Source organism: Streptomyces sp. CA-106110 (genome assembly GCF_050936285.1).
Classification (GTDB): Bacteria; Actinomycetota; Actinomycetes; order Streptomycetales; family Streptomycetaceae; genus Streptomyces.
Genome location: NZ_JBNJNB010000001.1, coordinates 2,552,450 through 2,570,746 on the forward strand (window position 1 = coordinate 2,552,450; position 18,297 = coordinate 2,570,746).

The 18,297-nt window shown below is 68.0% G+C and carries 15 protein-coding genes and 2 pseudogenes; 10 read left to right on the top strand and 7 right to left on the bottom strand.

Annotated features, from left to right (window positions below; translation table 11 throughout):
- Window positions 1-168 precede the first annotated feature (168 nt).
- Window positions 169-1,464, bottom strand: a complete 1,296-nt coding sequence (locus ACQEXA_RS11755; RefSeq protein WP_433129682.1) for an ISAs1 family transposase — start codon at window positions 1,462-1,464, stop codon at window positions 169-171.
- A gap of 84 nt (window positions 1,465-1,548) precedes the next feature.
- Window positions 1,549-2,409: a helix-turn-helix transcriptional regulator gene (locus ACQEXA_RS11760; protein WP_433129684.1), complete on the bottom strand. Its 861-nt coding sequence runs from the start codon at window positions 2,407-2,409 to the stop codon at window positions 1,549-1,551.
- Between the two features lie 1,177 nt (window positions 2,410-3,586).
- Here ACQEXA_RS11760 and ACQEXA_RS11765 point away from each other — a divergent pair.
- From ACQEXA_RS11765 to ACQEXA_RS11785, 5 genes and pseudogenes are all read left to right on the top strand, one after another.
- On the top strand, window positions 3,587-5,524 hold the full coding sequence (locus ACQEXA_RS11765; protein WP_433129686.1) for a multicopper oxidase family protein: 1,938 nt from the start codon (window positions 3,587-3,589) through the stop codon (window positions 5,522-5,524).
- Window positions 5,525-6,075: 551 nt separating this feature from the next.
- The gene (locus ACQEXA_RS11770) at window positions 6,076-7,569 is read left to right on the top strand and encodes a PepSY-associated TM helix domain-containing protein (RefSeq protein ID WP_433129688.1); all 1,494 of its coding nucleotides are present in this window, start codon (window positions 6,076-6,078) and stop codon (window positions 7,567-7,569) included.
- A gap of 224 nt (window positions 7,570-7,793) precedes the next feature.
- Window positions 7,794-8,084, top strand: coding sequence for a Sec-independent protein translocase subunit TatA (gene tatA, locus ACQEXA_RS11775; RefSeq protein ID WP_432934527.1), 291 nt, complete (start codon window positions 7,794-7,796; stop codon window positions 8,082-8,084).
- A pseudogene (locus ACQEXA_RS11780) lies at window positions 8,057-8,146 on the top strand (twin-arginine translocase subunit TatC); the annotation flags it as partial. The gene tatA and the pseudogene ACQEXA_RS11780, both read left to right, overlap by 28 nt.
- An 8-nt stretch (window positions 8,147-8,154) precedes the next feature.
- Window positions 8,155-8,991: an alpha/beta fold hydrolase gene (locus ACQEXA_RS11785; RefSeq protein WP_432934528.1), complete on the top strand. Its 837-nt coding sequence runs from the start codon at window positions 8,155-8,157 to the stop codon at window positions 8,989-8,991.
- A gap of 37 nt (window positions 8,992-9,028) precedes the next feature.
- Here ACQEXA_RS11785 and ACQEXA_RS11790 read toward each other — a convergent pair.
- Window positions 9,029-9,226 (bottom strand): annotated as a pseudogene (locus ACQEXA_RS11790) (transposase); the annotation flags it as partial.
- A gap of 627 nt (window positions 9,227-9,853) precedes the next feature.
- Here ACQEXA_RS11790 and ACQEXA_RS11795 point away from each other — a divergent pair.
- Window positions 9,854-10,564: an SDR family NAD(P)-dependent oxidoreductase gene (locus ACQEXA_RS11795; protein ID WP_432934530.1), complete on the top strand. Its 711-nt coding sequence runs from the start codon at window positions 9,854-9,856 to the stop codon at window positions 10,562-10,564.
- Between the two features lie 156 nt (window positions 10,565-10,720).
- On the top strand, window positions 10,721-11,191 hold the full coding sequence (locus ACQEXA_RS11800; RefSeq protein ID WP_432934532.1) for a VOC family protein: 471 nt from the start codon (window positions 10,721-10,723) through the stop codon (window positions 11,189-11,191).
- Between the two features lie 804 nt (window positions 11,192-11,995).
- Here ACQEXA_RS11800 and ACQEXA_RS11805 read toward each other — a convergent pair.
- The 4 genes from ACQEXA_RS11805 to ACQEXA_RS11820 form a co-directional block, all read right to left on the bottom strand.
- Entirely contained in the window at window positions 11,996-13,000 is a 1,005-nt protein-coding gene (locus ACQEXA_RS11805; protein WP_433129690.1) for an IS110 family transposase, read from the bottom strand.
- Between the two features lie 85 nt (window positions 13,001-13,085).
- The gene (locus ACQEXA_RS11810; RefSeq protein WP_433129692.1) at window positions 13,086-13,553 is read right to left on the bottom strand and encodes a hypothetical protein; all 468 of its coding nucleotides are present in this window, start codon (window positions 13,551-13,553) and stop codon (window positions 13,086-13,088) included.
- 287 nt (window positions 13,554-13,840) lie between these two features.
- A complete protein-coding gene (locus ACQEXA_RS11815) occupies window positions 13,841-15,037 on the bottom strand; it encodes an MFS transporter (RefSeq protein ID WP_433129694.1) in 1,197 nt (398 codons plus the stop codon).
- Window positions 15,038-15,098: 61 nt separating this feature from the next.
- Window positions 15,099-15,290, bottom strand: coding sequence for a hypothetical protein (locus ACQEXA_RS11820; RefSeq protein WP_433129695.1), 192 nt, complete (start codon window positions 15,288-15,290; stop codon window positions 15,099-15,101).
- A 348-nt stretch (window positions 15,291-15,638) separates the two neighbouring features.
- Here ACQEXA_RS11820 and ACQEXA_RS11825 point away from each other — a divergent pair, with 348 nt between their 5' ends.
- From ACQEXA_RS11825 to ACQEXA_RS11835, 3 genes are all read left to right on the top strand, one after another.
- Complete coding sequence (locus tag ACQEXA_RS11825; protein ID WP_433129697.1) at window positions 15,639-16,838, top strand: IS701 family transposase; 1,200 nt, start codon at window positions 15,639-15,641, stop codon at window positions 16,836-16,838.
- A 254-nt stretch (window positions 16,839-17,092) separates the two neighbouring features.
- Window positions 17,093-17,563: a helix-turn-helix domain-containing protein gene (locus ACQEXA_RS11830; protein ID WP_433128436.1), complete on the top strand. Its 471-nt coding sequence runs from the start codon at window positions 17,093-17,095 to the stop codon at window positions 17,561-17,563.
- Entirely contained in the window at window positions 17,452-18,234 is a 783-nt protein-coding gene (locus tag ACQEXA_RS11835) for an IS630 family transposase (RefSeq protein ID WP_433129699.1), read from the top strand. Before ACQEXA_RS11830 ends, ACQEXA_RS11835 begins: the two co-directional genes overlap by 112 nt.
- The last annotated feature ends 63 nt before the right edge of the window (window positions 18,235-18,297 follow it).

Genomic DNA, 18,297 nt, shown 5'->3' on the forward strand with positions numbered 1-18,297 from the left:
TCCCGAATACGATGTCCAGACGTCGGTGGACTTCCCCGACGGCCGGTGCAGGAACCCACCCGATCCCGCGAACTTAAAGCAGGTCCTGTGGCGGGTTGTAGTCCATGGCTGCGGGAATGACCACCTCTGTCACCAGGGCCCCGGCGTTTGCCTCGGATGTCTGGTTGATCATGTGATGCCGTAGAGGGCGAGGACGCGGTGGCGTTCGGTGTGGGCTCGGCGTCCGGCGGCGGTGTTGACGTACCCGGCGAGTTTGAGTGCACTGCGGATCAGGTCGCGGACGGCGGCGAGCACGGCTGGCGTATTGCGGGTCCTGACCTGGGACTTGTCCTCACTGAAGACGACATCACGCACCCAGTGGACGGTGTTCTCCACGGTCCAGTGCCCGCGAGCCCAGGCGGCGATCTCGGCGGCAGATGCCTGCTCGGCGGGCAGATCGGTGATGGCGTAGACGGTCTCGCTGGACCACTTCTTCGCTCCGTAGAGGCGGCGTCTGCGCTGGATGCGCAGGACTTGACGGGCGTTGGGGAAGAGCAGGCCGTCGACGGTGACGACCTGTACGTGGCGCTGCTCGTGGCGGCCGTGGCCGCGGGTGTCGTCACGGTGGATCACGGGGACCTCTTTCCAGGGCAGCCGGTGGAGTTGGCGGGCCTGACCGCGCTGGTTGTTCTTGATCGTGAGGAGGTAGTGGGCGCCGCGTTCGTGCAGGTAGGCGGCGTGGGCGTGCTGGGCGTGGAGAGCGTCGGCGGTGATGACCGCGCCGGCGAGGCCCACGTCGTCGATCTGGTCGAGCAGGGGTGCGAACTCGGGGATTTCGTTCGTCTTCGCGCCGATCTCGCGGGAGGCCAGGGTGATGCCGTCGCCGTGGCGGACCGCGGAGAGCACGAAGACCCGGCTGCCGTCAGGGCGCCTGGCACCGCGCAGGCATTTGCCGTCCACCGCGATCGCCCGGCGCCTTTGACGCACCGGATCGGTCTGGGCGGCAGCCTGGTGGGCCCGGCGCTGTTCGCGTTCCGGGCCGCCGTCCGGCATCAGCAGCGCGGGATGCGCGCGCTCGTCGGAGAGCAGGGACGTCAGGTAGGCGAACCCGGCCGCGCTGAGCTCGGCCGGATCAAGGCGCCCCAGCACGCTGCGCAGGGTCTTCTCGCTCGGCACCCGGTAACGGCCCAGGAGCGGGTGGTAGGGCAGGCCGAAGGCGGCCAGTTCCTCGGGGGCCGCACGCCGGCACCACTCCGCTGCCGCAGTGATCGAGTCGTGGCCCGCGGGCGTCATCGCGCAGACCACCAGGGCCAGCAGGGAGGAGAGCCGGTAACGCACACCGCTGGCTCCGCGCGGATCGGTGAGTGACTCGAACTCCGCGACCAGGCTGCCGACTTGATCCCGGGCGGCACCCTCACGCAGATCTTGCAGGCGGGGTGCGGGGCAGACAGGAGCAGGGATGGGGGATGATGGTGGGACGAACACGGCACCTTCGTGGATCTTGAAGCATAGAGAACTCCATGATCCACAGGGGCCGTGTTCGCCTGCTCCCGGGGCCCGCCGCCGACGTCAACCGACCCAAGATCGGACGAGCCGGGCAAACGCCGGGGCCCTGGAGTCCAGCAGTCTGAGCCGCTCGGCGGTTTCGGAGCCGGGGGTGGCGCCGTAGAAGATGATGCGTTGGCCGGAGGGACCGGGAAGTCGCACGACCTCCTTGTTGAGAGTGAGGTGTCCGACGAGTGGGTGATTGAACTCCCGGACCTGGTGCGTCCACTCGGCCACCGGTTGGGTATCCCAGAATTCCATGAATTCCCGGCTCCTGGCCTTCAGTTCGCTGATCAGCTCGACCATTTGCAGATCACCGGGGTACTCCGTCGAGGTCGCCCGCAGATAGCCGACCATATTGCGCGCCCAGTCATTCCAGTCCACGATCAGGTCACGCATCGCTGATTCGAGGAACGTTTGCCTTGCCAGGTTCGGCCGCTGGTCCGCGTTCAGGCCGAACAGTGCGAATCCCAGTCGGTTGCCGCCGAGCAGGTCTGTGCGCCTCCCTACGATGCACACCCCCTGCTGGGTGGTGCTCTCGACCAGGGCGATGACCGAGTCCCGCACCTCTTCGGGCCCGGCCTGAAGTTGCCCGATGGGTGGGGGCCATGCCAAGCGCAGCAGATGGAGCCGCTCGATCTCGTTCAGGCGCAGCGCGCCTGCGATCGCCTCCATCACCGCACCGGACAAGTGGTGGTCCTCCCCCTGCTCGATGCGGGCGTAGTAGTTCACGCTCATCCCGGCGAGCCACGCGACCTCCTCGCGCCGCAGACCCGGTACTCGGCGGGGCGAACCGCAGGTAGCGATCCCGGCATCCGCGGGTGAGAGTGCTGCCCGTCGGGCGCGGAGAAAGTCTCCGAGCTCGGTGTTCCGCCTTTTGCCCATATTGAGAGCATATGCTCGTAAGTGGATGAGGACAAGAGTAGCGCGGGCCGCCCCTGCCCCCAAGCCTGGCCAGGGCGGGAAGACCCCACAGGGAAGGCCCTGGGAGCACCTCGGCAGCCTTCGAGCGCAGCCTGACGGCCCTGTGATGAAACATGCGGGACAGGTGACCGCCCTCAGAAGCCACGCTTCGAGCCCTTGAACCCGCTGTCCGAGTCATTCGGCGGGCTTGGAGCCCTGAATCCGGGACCGGCCTGGGCGGGCGTGCATGTGGCCGCCTGGCGGGCGGTTCTCCAGGCGGGGAAGTTCTGGCTGGTCGGAGTGCTGGCCGAAGGCCGACGACCTGCTGTCCCCCAACGCCACGAGTCGCTCTTTTCTTTGCGCTGTGGGTACCCACGGCGTGGGTACCCACAGCGCGGCAAGGCCTCTATTGGGGTGGAACATGGCGATTTGAGCAAGTATTTGGTGACAAGGGTGCTCCGGCTGTCGTCGTTGCGATGCATACGATTCTCATCACGTCGGTTCTCCGGAGACCTTCCGGAAGATCGTCGTCGCTCTGTTGCGCGCTCGACACGAAACCCGCTTCGAGCTCACGTACGGGCTCGTCGCCCTCTCTCCCGAAACGGTCCTGCGGAACGTTGAGATTGCGTGCGACTCATGAAGACTTCGGAGGGGAGGGGAAATTGTCGGACCTCTCGGGCGGTTTTCCGGCCGTATCAGTTGCCGTTCGGCATCGGCGGGGCGGCTTGGACCACGGGTTCGACATCGAGGGCGACCGGGAGTAAGGCGCCGGCGGGCCTGAGGCGGCGACATGGTGAGCACCGATGCGACTGACATCGGCACCGCCGCAGGGGCCACAAGCACTCTGGGGGAAAGACAGTCACAGGGCCGGGGGTGCCTGTACGGGGACCAAGTATCGCTTGCACAGGGTGTAACGCAAGGCGTCGGGGGGCGCCTCATTCAGGCGAGGCCGGGATTTTCTTCCTGAGGCAGAAAACTGCCTGAGCTCGTGTCGCGCCGTAGCTCAAGGCTGACAGCCATCTCGAGAACACGGCGACTTCGGACGACCGTACGCCGCGTCACATTGCTGAAGTCGCTGGGACATCGGGCTGCAGTTCCCTTCAACGGTGCCCAAACAGGCACCCACAACAACACCATTCAGTACAGGAAACCAACCAACATGAAGCATAATCGACGGACGTTCCTCGGCATGGCGAGCGGCACCGCGGTCGCTGCCACCGTGGCCGGCGCGGGCCTCTACAGCGCGACCGGCCTGTTCCAGGGGAGCGCACAAGCCAGCGAGACGCTTGACGGCGGCAGCAAGCCGCTCGACGGCGTGAGCTCCCCGGAGTTCACGAAACTGACTCCGTTCAAGGACCCGCTGCGCATCCCTCCGACGCTGCGCCCCGGCGACGAAGCGATCACGAGAATCGACCTGGTGGAGTCCCAGATCCGTCTGCACTCCCAGATGCCGGCCACCCGCCTGTGGACCTACATGGGCAACTTCCCGGGTCCGACCATCGACGTGCGGAGGGGGCAGCGGGCTCGCATCGCCTGGAAGAACAAGCTGACGAGCACCATCCCCCTCAAGGCCGTGTTCGTGGACCCGGAAGGCCCCGGGCCCGGCCTGCTGCCCTACAACAGCCCGGGAGCCAATGGTGCGACCGCGCGCCCCGAGGTCAACAAGCTGACTGCCTGGACCACGGTCCACCTGCACGGCGGCCACAACCACGCCTTGCACGACGGCGGTGCGGACCTCGCGGTCACGCCTGGAAGCGCGCAGTTGGCCGAATACGGCAACGACCAGGCCGCCGCGCACCTGTTTTACCATGACCACGCCATGGCGGTCACCGCGTTGAATGTGCAAGCCGGACTGATGGGCCACTACATCATCCGCGACGAGGTGGAGGATCAGCTCGGCCTGCCCAGCAGCACCTACGAGATCCCGCTGGCGATCCAGGACGTCAACTTCGACACCGATGACCAAGGGCGGCTGACCGGGCAGATCCTCAACAAGAAGATCTCCCTGGCCAAGCCTGAGCCGGGGATGATCCCGCCGTCTTTTGCGAGCCTTGCCCCGTTCACCATGGTGAACGGTGTGGTGTGGCCGTATGTGAACGTGGAGGCCCGTGCCTACCGGTTCCGCCTGATGAACATCTCGCCGACCCGCATCTACCGCATGGCCGTGGTGGACGAGGAGACCGGCAAGGTGGTGCGGGGCGCCATGAAGGTCGTCGGCACCGACCTGGGTCTGCTCGGCGCTCCCCAGACCGTCGACGAGGCGCTGTCGCTCTCCCCCGCGGAACGTGCCGACATTGTGATCGACTTCGCTGCCTTCCCGGGCAAGAAGCTCAAGCTGGTCAACACCATTCCGGGCCAGACCCCCGGAGCTGCCCTGCCGGACTTCCTCATTCCCTTCCCCGAGGTCATGCAGTTCCGCGTCGGGACCAAGCGGAACGAGACCTACATCGTTCCGGCCAAGCTGTCCGGCAGCTTCAAGAAGCTCACCCCCGCCGACGTTCCCGAGGACGCCGTCGAGCGGTTCGTCGTGCTCACTCTTGAAAAGGGCATGCCGGTGATCTGGGAGATGAAGGAGGTCTCCGGGGAGGCATCCGGCGAGGGTGTCGTGCAGATCGCCCTGCCTGGTGGCACGAAGACCCTGCGCCGTGTGGCCTCGGTCTTCGAGGACCCGACCACCTTCTTCTCGGTGTCCAGCACCTGGGAGAAGTGGAACGTCCTCAGCGTCGCACCGCCCGATGTACCGATCTACCACCCGTTCCACATACACCTGATGGACTTCCAGGTGGTGGACCGGCGTGCGATCGACGTCAGCGGCATGGACTTCGCCGCGGGAGGCACCACGGCGCCCATCACCATCGGCGATGCGCTGCCGGTTGCCCCTGAGGAGTCCGGCTGGAAGGACACCATCACCGTCAACGCGAACACGATGGTCACGCTTGGCGGAAAGATCGTTGAGCAGACCGGCCGGGCCATGTACCACTGCCACCTCTTCGACCACGAGGACGAGGGCATGATGCGTCCCTTCGTGGTCATGCCGCCGGCCGTGCACGAGATCCACAGCAGCCTGATGGGGATGCACGGCGAGCACACGATGTAACCCGGTCATGGGCTCCTCGTCCGTGCGGACCGCGCGCTCATCGTCGATCCTGCTCGGTGGCCGGTGAACCGGCCGAGCCATGGATGCCGAGCCATGGATTCGGGGAGTCGGCCTCACGGCACGGTACCGAGATGACCCCGGGGTGAGGCAGGGCCTGGCGACCGGTCCCACCCGGTGGGTGACTGCAAGCCGACGCGCTCAGCGCTCATTCGGTCGACCATCCGAAGCGGGACGGGAAGTCCCTTCCGCGTCGGGCCCCGTGGCTCGGATCCACGTGTGTGGGTCCGAGCCACCGGGGCTCAGCACTGACACGAACCGAACCACCTGTGCGACCGCGAGGTCGCGAGAGGCCGGCGAAGTCCGACGGCCGCACGCCGCCCTGGGCGGAACCCGGACCACGCCCCCGACGAAGTGAGGATTGCCCCACCGGAAGTTCAGCTGACCCTGGGCTCCGACTGCCGCCGTGTCACACCGTTCCACCCCTCCGGCGACCAACTCGCCGGCTTCTTCGCACCCACTGCTCGAGCGTGGGTGCCGATTGGGAATCCCACATGTCTTCGACACAAGAACACACACCGCAGAACGACCTCGGTGGGGCCGGCGTGGCCGCGGCAGGGGCCGCTGGCCCTGCCTCGCCGCCGCCCGCCGCGGGAATCGGACCCGCACAGCCGGCCCGTTCATGGGAGGGCGTACGGGCACTCCTCGTCCGCCTGCACTTCTACGCCGGGGTATTCGTCGCCCCCTTCCTGCTCGTGGCCGCGCTGACCGGCCTGGCCTACACTTTCACCCCGCAACTCGACCAACTCGTCTACGGCGACCGGCTGCGCGTGGAGGAACCGGGCGATGAACCGCGCCCGCTCGCGGAGCAGATCGCCGCCGCCCGGGCCACCCACCCGGAAGGCACGCTCGCCTCGGTGATCACCCCGCCCGGACCGCAGGACACCACGCGGGTGGTGCTCTCCGTCCCGGAGCTGGGCGACAAGCAACGCACGGTGTTCGTCAACCCCTACACCGCCGAGGTGAAGGGCGAGCTGACCACCTCGTGGGGCTCCACGCCCCTCACCACATGGCTGGACGACCTCCACCGCAATCTCCATTTCGGCGAGACCGGCCGCCTGTACTCCGAGGTCGCCGCGAGCTGGCTCTGGGTGCTCGTCACCGGCGGACTCGTGCTCTGGCTCGGGCGCGCCCGCGGACAGCGTGCGAGATCCGCGCGCGGCGTCCTGCTGCCCGACCGCTCCGCGCGCCGCGTGCGACGTACGCGCAGTCGGCACGCCGCCACGGGTGTGTGGATCGCCCTCGGTCTGCTCTTCCTCAGCGCGACCGGCCTGACCTGGTCGCACTACGCGGGTGACCGGTTCGGGCAGCTGCTCGACGCGGCCGAGGGCCACGCGCCGGAACTCGACACCGCCCTGCCCGGCGCGCAGGCGCCGACCGGGGAAGGACACCAGGGACATGCGGGGCACAGCGCCGGCCAGGCCACAGGGTCGGCGGACCCGGCCGACTTCGACACGGTCCTCGCGGTGGCGCGGAACGCCGGGCTCGGCGGCATGGTGGAGCTGACGCCGCCCGCCGACGCGACGACCGCCTGGACCGTCGCCCAGGACGACGACAGGTGGCCCGTGCACTACGACCAGGTCGCCGTCGACGCCGTGAAGGGCGAGGTCACCTCCGAGAGCCGGTGGGCGGACTACCCGGTCCTGGCGAAGCTCAGCAAACTCGGTGTGCAGGGCCACAAGGGCCTGCTGTTCGGGATCGTCAACCAGATCGTGCTGGCGGTGATCGCGCTCGGCCTGGTCCTCGTCATCGGCTGGGGCTACCGGATGTGGTGGCAGCGCCGCCCCACACGCGAGAACCGCACCGCGCCGCTCGGCAAAGCCCCGGCACGCGGCACCTGGCGACGGCTGCCCCTGCCGGTGCTGGTCCTTGGTGTCCCGGCCGTCGCCGCACTCTGCTGGGCACTTCCCGTTCTGGGGATCACCCTCTTGGGATTCCTCGTCGTCGACGTCACGGCCGGGTTGGTCCGCAGGGCCCGAGCCTCCTGACACAGCAAGGCCGAACGCCACCTCATGTCGTCGCAGCAGCGATCCCGGCCGGCAGCACAGGGGCCTTACACCGTTGTGCGGCCGGTTCCCTCTGCGCGCCGCCGGCCCGGCACGTCGACGCATCGACCGGCACTCAGAGCACGGATCCCGCGTTTGCCGGCAGCCAGGCCGACCGCACAGGAGTCACCGCTCTCGTGCCTCAGTCCCTCAGAAAGGAAACGCCCATGTTCAACAAGCTCGGAGCACCAGAGCTCCTCATCCTCCTCGTCGTCGTCCTAATCCTGTTCGGCGCCAAGCGCCTTCCCGAGATGGCCCGCTCCTTCGGTCAGTCGCTGCGGATCCTCAAGAGCGAGACGAAGGCCATGCGTAAGGACGACGCGGACGTACCCCACACCGGCGTGCACGCTGCCGAGCTGGCCCTGCAGTCCGCGGTCGACGCCCGGCACGCGGCCCCCGAAGCCGCTGAGGCAGACACCCACCCCGGTGTCGAGACATCGGCTGGTGGCGCGGCGTGATCACGGTTATTGCCGTATACGCCGCCGTCGCCACCCCCAGCACCGACCCGATCAGCAGGCTCCTCACCCCATGACTCACTCTTCCCTGCCGCAGCATGTCCGCCCCTTTGAGGTGAGCACCCGGCGCGGCACATTCGCCGGGCTGGCGGCGACTCCCAGGAACGGCCCTCGCGGCACCGTTCTGCTGCTCCCGGGATACACCGGGAGCAAGGACGAGTTCCTTCCCCTCCTGCCCCACGTCGTCGATGCCGGCTACCGCGCGGTCGCGGTCGACGCCCGAGGCCAGGACGGGACGACCGGCCCCGACGAGGAGGACGCGTACCGGCAAGACGCCCTGGCCGCGGATGTTCTGGCGCAGGCCGAGGCTCTCGGCGGGCCGGTGCATCTGCTGGGGCACTCGATGGGCGGCCTCCTCGCGCGAGCGGCGGTGTTGACGGACCCGGGCCCCTTCCTGTCCCTCACCCTGCTGTCCTCGGGCCCGGCCCAGGTCGGCGAGGAGCGGCAGCTTCAACTGAAGCTGCTCCTCGGAGCACTCGACACCATGACGATGGCCCAGGTGTGGGAGGCGATGCGCAAGCTCCGGCCCGTGAACGCGTCGCCGGGCGACACAGAACGCCTCCGCGCGCGCTGGCTGCGCACCCACCCCTCGCACCTGCGTGTGGTGGGACGGCAACTGCTGTCCGAACCTGACCGGACGGCGGAACTCGCACGCACCGCAGTGCCCAAGCACGTCCTGTACGGCGACCAGGACGACACCTGGACGACGGAACTGCTGGAGGACATGGCCACGCGACTGGGCGCCCGTCGCACGGTGCTGGCGGGCGCGGGGCACTCGCCCAATCTGCAGATGCCCGCCGAGACGGCGGAAGCGCTGATCGACTTCTGGGCCGGCGTTCCCAGCGCCTGATGCACAGGGCAGGGGGGCCCGGTCACCGGACGTGGGGTCGTCGTACTGGATACGCGGCGAGCTCGATGGTGCCCGTCCGGGTGTCCCACTCGCGCGAGCGGTAGCCGTTGCAGTGGTTGACTCTCTCCGCGCTGACCTGGCCGTGTTCTGCGTTGCAGAGGGCGCCGGCCTCGGCGGAGATGAGCGCGGTGCGCGGCTGCGCCCTGGCGGCGCTCGGTGTGCTGAAGGTGGCCACGGCCGATCAGATCCGTCGGCTGGCGTGTCCGGCCACCAGGACAACAAGGCGATCCGGAACGCGTGCCTGGGACCTCGCCCGCCACGGGCTGCCCCTTTCGGAGGGTCGCACGAAGGGGGCTGTGGGGCTGACCCGCACGGCTTGGACGCGGCCGCCGAATAATTTCGGGGCATGCTGAACCGCCCGCGCGGTCGGATCCCGTACAAGGCAGTGAGGTGCTCTCCACCCGATCGACGAGGACCAGGGGGTCTTCAAGGTCACCGGCACGGGGTGCGGCATCGCCCCGGAGGGACTGCCGCATGCACCGGCCAGGGGACTGTCCCGGCGGCGAAGGGGCAGGCGGCGCGCGACCGCGGTAGCAGGACAAGCCGTCGTCACCCGATCCGACCGGGGAGGCGCGATGCCGAGCAACTCCAACACGGCCTGTCCGCACTTTCCCCGACCGAGGGGCGGCCGAGGTGTCGGCGGGTGCGAATGGCTTTCCCTTCTACCAGGGCAAGCCATTCACCACAGGTCGGGGAGATTCTGTGTGGCGCGCTGCCGGGGTTCGGAATATGTCGACCGGTCGTCTACTTTCTATATGTGACCGGTCGACTGGCGGCTGGTTTCCCCGCTGGAAGGACAACCATGAGCTCCTCTGTTCCGAAGGTCGCGGTCATCACCGGTGCGTCGCAGGGTATCGGTGCCGGACTGGTCGAGGCCTACCGCAAGCTCGGCTACGCCGTCGTCGCGACCTCGCGCGACATCGCTCCCTCCCAGGACTCCGACGTCCTCACCGTCCAGGGCGACATCTCCGACCCGGCGACCGCCGAGCGCGTCATCGCAGCCGGTCTGGAACGCTTCGGCCGCATCGAAACCCTGGTCAACAACGCCGGCATCTTCGTCGGCAAGCCGTTCACCGAGTACACGCTGGAGGACTACGACGCGGTTACCGGCGTCAACCTGAGCGGTTTCTTCCGCATCAGCCAGCTCGCGATCGAGCAGATGATCCGCCAGGGTGGCGGCCACGTTGTCCAGATCACCACCAGCCTGGTCGACCACGCCAGCTCGGCGGTGCCCTCCGTGCTGGCCTCGCTGACCAAGGGCGGCCTGCAGTCCGCGACCAAGGCACTGGCCATCGAGTACGCCACCCGCGGCATCCGCAGCAACGCCGTCGCTCTTGGCACCATCAAGACCCCCATGACCGAGGGGTATTGGGACGTGCTCGCCGCCCTGCACCCGGTCGGCCGTATGGGCGAGGTCAGCGACGTGGTCGACGCAGTGCTCTACCTGGAGAACGCCCCGTTCGTCACCGGCGAGATCCTCCACGTGGACGGCGGCCAGAGCGCCGGCCACTGAGCCGCAGATGCGCCTTTCGGCCGCCCTCCGATCTGCCCGAGCACGTCCTGTTCGGACCGCAACAAAAACACCCCAGCGCTCGGCAGACCGAACAGCCGGACGCCTGCCATCCGAGCAGACGACCGGTCCACTCGACAAGAAGGTAAGGACATTCCCATGGATCTGAAACTCGAAGTCATCGTGCTGCCCGTCTCCGACGTCGACCGGGCCAAGGCCTTCTACGAGAAGGTCGGATTCCGCCTGGACCTCGACAAGACCGCCAACGAGGACTGGCGCGGCGTGCAGTTCACGCCGCCCGGCTCCGAGTGCTCGATCATCTTCGGCAACGGGATCACCTCCGCCGCGCCAGGCTCGGCTCAAGGCCTGTACCTTGTCGTCTCCGACATCGAGGAGGCCCGCGCGAAGCTCGTCGACCGCGGCATCGAGGTGAGTGAGATCTTCCACGACGCCAGCTTCTTCTACCACGGCCACGAGGCCGGAGAGGTCACCCACCACCTCGAGGACCAGCAGCGGCTCGCCGGCCCGCAGCCCGAGCGCGCCTCCTACGGCTCCTTCTGCACCTTCAGCGACCCGGACGGCAACGGCTGGGTGCTCCAGGAGATCACCGAGCGGCTCCCCGGCCGCTGACATCATGCAAGGTTCCCGGTGATGCGGCGGCCGCGGCGGAACTCAACGGCGGCCAGCCGTTCACGCCCTTGACTGCAGCCTCCGCGGAGCCGTACGGCCACATCCCGGCACCGAACGCACGCCGACGACGGCACTGCTCGCAACCGGCATGGCAGGCGATGGCATCGAACGCTCCGTCTGCCAGTCGCCGGTCGTCGAGCCACCGTCTCGCCACGTCACCTGGTAACTGGTGATCTCCCCGACCTTGTTCTTGCGTGGAACAACGCTCGCCATGACGGGAGGCCGGCGCCGGTGTTCCCGCTGTGTTCCCAAAAGTCCACGAGAACCAGCCAGGTTCCAGCCCTTACCGCACCCATGAGGGCCGGGCCTGTCAAGGGGCGTAGATGGCTCTCGCCTGCGGCTTCCTGGTCGAAGCAGGGGCGTTTTCCTTGTTGGGCTTCTTCGTGTTCGTCTGTGAGCCCGCCGCGTGGGAGGGGTCCAGTTGGAGCTCCTGGAGCCCCGCGAGGGATGATCGGGGCGAGGACGAACGAGCTGGAGGCCGACGAGCGGCGGTCGAGAATGAGGGCGAGGAAGCGTCACGGATATTCACAGGTACGGTCGTTGACATCCCCGGCGGGTCCTGACCGGCGGAGTGGTCTCACAGGCACCCATTCGGCACCGGGCCGGCGCTCGGCGCCATGATCGTGATGCGGGGATCCGGGCTGCTCAATCAGGTCATCGAGCGCGGCCGTTGGGCCGTCTCATGCGGAAAGGCGAGCTCACCCGGGGTCTGCGACCGTCTGCGGCGATTGTCGTCTGCTGGAGTCATCGGCGCCTCTGAAGCTGGGTGGATCCAACCTCGCGCAGGACGTGGTAGGCGCGAGCCAGCAGGCGGCGGGCCACCGCGGTGGTGGCGATCTTCTTGCCCCGGCGATGAGCGAGGCGCTGGTAGGCGACGGAGAAGTCCGGCGACCGCTTCGCGGTCTGGGTGGCCTCGCACAAGATCCACCGCAGCCAGTCCGAGCCTTGCTTGGAGATGTGCCCGTGCCTGACGGTGAGATCCGATCCCCGGACGGTAGGCGTCAGCCCGGCCCAGGCGGTGAGCTTGCGCGCGGACGGGAAGCGGGTGACGTCGCCGATCTCGGCGACCATGACCAGGGCGGTGAGCGTGCCCACCCCCGGCAGCTGGGTGAGCGCCTTGACCCTGGGGTCGCCCCGCGCCTGTGCGAGCAGCTGTGCGTCCAAGGCGTCGATCGGCTCCTTGAGGGCGTCCATCAGGACCAGAAGATCGTCGACCACGCGGCGCGAGGCATCCGGCAGATCCAGGGCCTGCAGCCAGGCCCGGCCCGGAGTGGTGGAGTAGCCACCGGGCCGGTCGCAGCCGTGATCCGCCAGGACGGCGTGGACGCGGTTGCGCAGCAGGGTGCGCAGCCGCACCAGCTGGCAGCGGTGCCGCACCAGGACCCGCTGCTGCCGCACGTCCAGCGGGGCGATCCACGCTTGCGGTAGCAGATCTGCGCGCGGCAACTGGGCCAGGGTGGCCGCGTCCACCTTGTCGTTCTTCAGTCGCGCGGAGGCGATCGCCTTGCACCGCAGCGGATGCACCAGATGCGGCTCGAATCCGTAGTCCTCCAGCAGCTCCACCAGCCATCCCCAGCCGTAGGCGGCCTCGAAGGCGACCGGCGCCCCGATCGGAAGATCACCGATCACCGAAAGCACCGGCTCCACCCCGTTGGGCACGTTCCGGTTCACCCGCACCGCGCCGCCGTCCTCGACCACCGCGATCTGCGACCGCTTGCGGTGCACGTCGATACCGACGTAGACAGACATTGAGGGCCTCCCTCCTGAGCTCGTACATACCCGGACGATAGGTATCGCCGGGCTGAGCAGGGAAGGGGGCCCGGCCCTCATAGGATCAGGTCAAGTAACGAAGTGCGGCTGTCGTACCGGGCGCGAAGGTGACTATCTCCTCTTTGACCTCATCGGTAATTTGGTGCAATCGGTCGCGAACCTGATCGGTGCCTTCTAGACTTTCGATTTCTTCCTGCCTGGAGCTGGCGCGCAGCGAAGCGTACTCGGATACCAGCTGAGCAATGGCCGCACGAGATGCCTCGACGCGCTGCTGTTGCCCTGCCAGTTCTGTCTGCTGCTGGGTGAGGAGAGCCTGCAGACCCACTTGGGGACTCACTACGTGGAGGGTGTCATCAGCACCGATCGACTTCCTCACAAGAGCCAGGGAGCTCAAAGTGTCCAACGCTGCACGTACCTGATCGGGGCTGATGTCCAGACGCTGCGCGATGGCTGCGATTCCATCCTGGTTGTGCAGCAGCATGACTCGATAAACGGACTCGGCCACAGGGTCGAGTCCAAGTATCTCGAACACAAGCGTCTTCCTTCAGGTGTGTTGGATGCATGGGTGAGTGAGCGGGCCTCGCCTGACCTCATGTCAAGTGACCCCGGCGGCGCACGTCGTCCGGAGCTCAGCTCCCCGTGCTGTGAGTTGGGGGCGCCGGGCAGGCATCGGTCAGCCCGGGTCCGGCACCTGCCCGTCTCCGCCCGTCCGGACGTGGCGCCCCTCCGCGACGTTGGCCAGCAGGATCTTCGGGGAGTCGCCGTCCGGGGATCGGATTACTCAATGCCCTTCCGCCGCGTGGCCTTGGCGGCTGTGCGTTACTTGGTGGGCAGCGGCTCTGCCTGCGCTGTGGCTGTTTCGGGCGCTCGGTGGCGGTGGATGAGGACTTGTGCCGTCTCCGCTGCGATGAGGCTGAGTACGATCGGCACGGCGCCCACGAGGCCGAGCCGGTGTACGCCGAACCACGCTATTCCGACCTGCCCGAGCAGCGGCGCAATGGAGACGCCGACATGGAGCGACGCATTGTTGAGGCCGGTGAGCATGGGAGCCGCCGCCGGCATGGCACCGATCAGACGGTGCGTCTGCGGCGTGACGAGTCCCCAAGCGCAGACGCCCCACAGGATCAGCGCCACGACGGTCGTAGCCAGGTGCGCGCTGGACCAGGGCAGCAGTGCGAAGTCGAGGGCGATCACGACGATCGCGGTGTTGATGATGCGGCGGGCGCCGATCCGGTCGACCAGAGCGCCCGAGCCGAGCGTTCCGACGGTGGCGGCCACGCCCCAGATGAACAGCAGGACTGCCAGGGTGGTGCCGCTGCCGTCGGTGGCGCGGTCCAGGCCTTTGGCAATGTAGGAGTAAGCGGTGAACAGGCCGGTGAAGGCGAGCAGGGTCGTCAGCAGGGTCACGCCGATGCGGCGGTCGCCAAGCGGAGCCAGGCGGGCACGCAGCGGAACCAGCGGCGGATTGGGGATCTTGGGCAGCAGCAGGACGATTCCCGCGGCGGCGAGCACGCCGAGGGCGGAGACAAACAGCATGGTGGCACGCCAGTCGCCGGAGAGGCTGCCGATCGCCGTGCCGATGGGAGAGCCGAGCGCGGTCGCCGCGCTGAGGCCTGCCAGGACGGTAGCGATGGCGCGTCCCCGGCGCTCCGGCGGTGCGATCGCGGCGGCCGCCGCGATGGCGGTGGGACTGACCATGGCGCCGCCGAGCCCGGCGACCGCCCGCGCGACCAGGGCCACGCCGAAGGCGGGGGCGAGGGCCGTCAGGAGGTTGCCCACGACGAAGACGCCGAGCCCAGCGAGGAACAGCATGCGGCGCGGCCAGTGCGTGGTGACCGCTGCCATGACCGGGCCGAGGATCGCGTAGGCAAAGGAATAGGCGGTGATCAGCCATCCCGCGGTGCTGACGCCGACGTCGAACGAGTGTGCCGCGTCCGGCAGGATGCCGGCGATGACGAAGCTGTCGGTGCCGATGGCGAACAGCGAGGCGGTCAAGACGAGTAGTGATCGGTACACGTCGGAAGGATCTCCAAGCGGATGTAATGGAATCGGTTACAAAAAATGGCAGATACGAGCCTCAGAGCCGGCCCGCCGGCGGGTTCTCCCACGTTTGCTCCAGTGCCCGCGCGAAGAGCTCGACGGGCTGCAGCTCAGCCTGGAGACCGCGGGCCCTGGCGAAGTGCAGGAGGCGGTGAAGATCGAAGGTGTTGCCGTGCACACGTCCCCCGCGCCGGAAGTCGAGTCCCTCGGCGCGCCTCGGACGCCGCATGCTTCTCCCGAGCGATCTGCTGCTCGCGAGTGCGTCCGTACCGGGCCGCCACGGCGTCGCGCCGTTCTTGGCGTCCCGGCTAGTAGATGACCAGTCTACTATAGAATCGGCGATCAAAGCAAGCGATGGCGCTTCGACGCCTGACATCGAGCCGCACGACGTCCTCGACGACGCCCACCAGGTAGTCGGTACGGATGCCTCGACCGCCACGGCCATCACCATGACCAAAGCCCCGGCAGCTCCCGGCAAACGAGCCGCGCATCGCTACCTAATCGCTGGTTGGTCAGGTCGGGGGAGGCGGACGTACGCTTGAGGTGTCCGGCTGGGCCATTCCGGTGGGGGTGCCCTATGGCCACTTCGCGCAAGCCGACCGCGCCGACGGCGGAGGCGATCGACCGGTTCTGCGGCCACTTCGATGACCTGTTCTGCCGCTTGGCCGAGCGCACCGCCCTGCGGCACTACCTCATCGGCCTGCTGCTGCCCCGTGAGCGCAACAAGACCCTGACCGAGCTGGCCGCGCTGGTCCCCGGGGCCGACCGCCAGCGGCTGCACCACTTCCTGCACGACGCCCCCTGGGATCCCGACGCCCTGGGCGCGCGCCGACTGGAGCTGTGGCGGCAGCACCCGGGCCTGGGGCCGCACACCAACGGGGTGCTCATCATCGATGAGACCGGGGACCCCAAGCGGGGACGAGGCATCGTGCTGGCCGCCCAGCAGTACCTCGGCAAGCTCGGCCACACCGCCAACGGCGTCGTCTCCGTCACCAGCCACTGGGCCGACGGCACCCGCCACGTGCCGCTGGGGGTGCGGCCCTACCGGCCGGCCGCCCGGCTGCCGAAGGGCAAGGCCGATCCGGCCTTCGCCACCAAGCCGGAGCTGGCCTGGCAGCTGATCGAGCAGGCCCGGGGGGCCGGCGTGCCCTTCCGGGCGGTGGTCGCCGACTGCGTCTACGGCGAAAACCCGAAGCTCGAGGGACGCTTGAGGGCCGCCAGGATCCGCTATGTGCTGGCCCTGCGGCCCAGCCACGGCACCTGGCAGTTCGTGGACGACCCCGCTCATCCACCGGCGTTCACCCCCGCCGAGGCCGCCGCCCGCCTGCCGCTGGAGGACTGGCAACGCCTGGTGCTCACCGACAGCCACCACAGGCCGCTGGTGCGCTACGTCGCCGAGCTGGAACTGGGCACCGCCTATGGCCCCACCCGCGGGGTGCGCCTGATCGCCGCGAGTGCCGACCCGACGGTTCTCACGGCCGATTCGACCTGGTTCATGGCCACCAACCTCTCGGTGACCGAGGCCGATGCGCTCGAGGTCTACCGGATCTACCGGCTGCGGGACTGGATCGAGCACTACTACAAGCCGGTCAAGCACGAGCTGGGCTGGGCGGACTTCCAGGTCCGCTCCGAGGAGGCCATCGTGCGGCACTGGCAGCTGGTGATGCTGGCCTTCACCTTCAGCCTGCTGACCGCGGCCTCTCCTGACGGTGAGACAGGGAACGCCGACAGCACGGACAGCGGGCCGCTGGGGAAAAATCCGCGACGGATCATCTGACAGGACACACTGCGGCAGGTCCGCAGCTGGCTGTGCCCCTGGGCCCGCCTGCAGCTGTACTGGCACCGCTGGTCCACCGCTCCGCCCCCGCCGGAACTGGCGGCGCTGCTTGAGCATGTGGGCCACTCTCGCCCGCTGGCCGCCCCAACCTGACCAACCAGCGCTAGTAGCGTGTCGCTGCTTAATGATGGCGTATCTGGTGGGAGGTTGGTGTCTGGCAGATTCCGTCTCTTCTGCCAGGCAGGACTGTTGTCATGGGTTCGCAGAAGAAGCGGCCGGTCACGTTGACCGCGCAGGATCGCGAGGAGCTGATCCGGGTGACCACGACTGGTGTTCGTGGCGCCTCAATGATCATGCGCGCGCGGGTGCTGCTTGCGCTGGACACCTCGGTGGGTGAGGTTGATTCCAAGGAGGTGATCGCGGCCAGGCTCGGCGTTTCCGGTGAGACGTTGCGGCTGGTCGCCAAGCGTTTCGCCGAGACCGGCAGCGATGTTCACGCCACAATCACACGGAAGAAACGCGACCTCCCGCCGGTGCCCTCGCCGGTGACCGGTGAGGTCGAAGCCCGGCTGATCGCGATGGCCTGCTCACAGCCGCCCCGGGGCTATGCCCGGTGGTCGCTGCGGCTGCTGGAGAAGTACGTCGCACTGGCCGAGGACATCCCCGATCTGGACCACTCCACCATCGGGAGGATCCTAAAAAAACGGAACTGCGTCCTCATCTGAGGAAGTGCTGGACCATCCCGCCACGAGCGAACGCGGAGTTCGCGGCCCGGATGGAAGACGTACTAGCCGTCTATGCCCGGCCCTACGACCCGGCACGTCCGGTGGTGTGCATGGACGAGAAGCCCTACCAGCTCCTCGATCACGCGCGCGACCCGCTCCCGGCCCGCCCCGGTCACGACGCCTGCCAGGACAGCGAGTACATCCGCTGCGGCACGTGCTCCATCTTCGTGTGGGCCGAGCCCCTGCGCGGCTGGCGCCGAGCCCGGGCACTGCCCCAACGGACCCGGATCGACTGGGCCAGCCAGGTCAAGCAGTTACTGAGCGTGGATTACCCCGACGCCGACGCCGTAGTGCTGGTGATGGACAACCTCAACACCCACAACATCGCCTCGCTGTACGAGGCATTCGAACCACAAGAGGCCTTCGCCCTGGCCCAGCGCCTCGAGATCCACCACACGCCCAAACACGGGTCATGGCTCAACATTGCCGAGATCGAACTCTCCGCGCTGACCCGACAATGCCTCGACCGCCGGATCGGCGACCTCGACATCCTCAACACCGAACTCACAGCGTGGCAGAACGCCACCAACACCGACCAACGCCAGGTGGACTGGCAGTTCACCACCCACGATGCACGCATCAAACTGCGCCACCTCTACCCCAAGCATTAGCCGCGACAGCCTACTAGTGCTGCGTTCCTCAAAGTGGGTGTGGACCGCTGGGCGTCAGGGGGC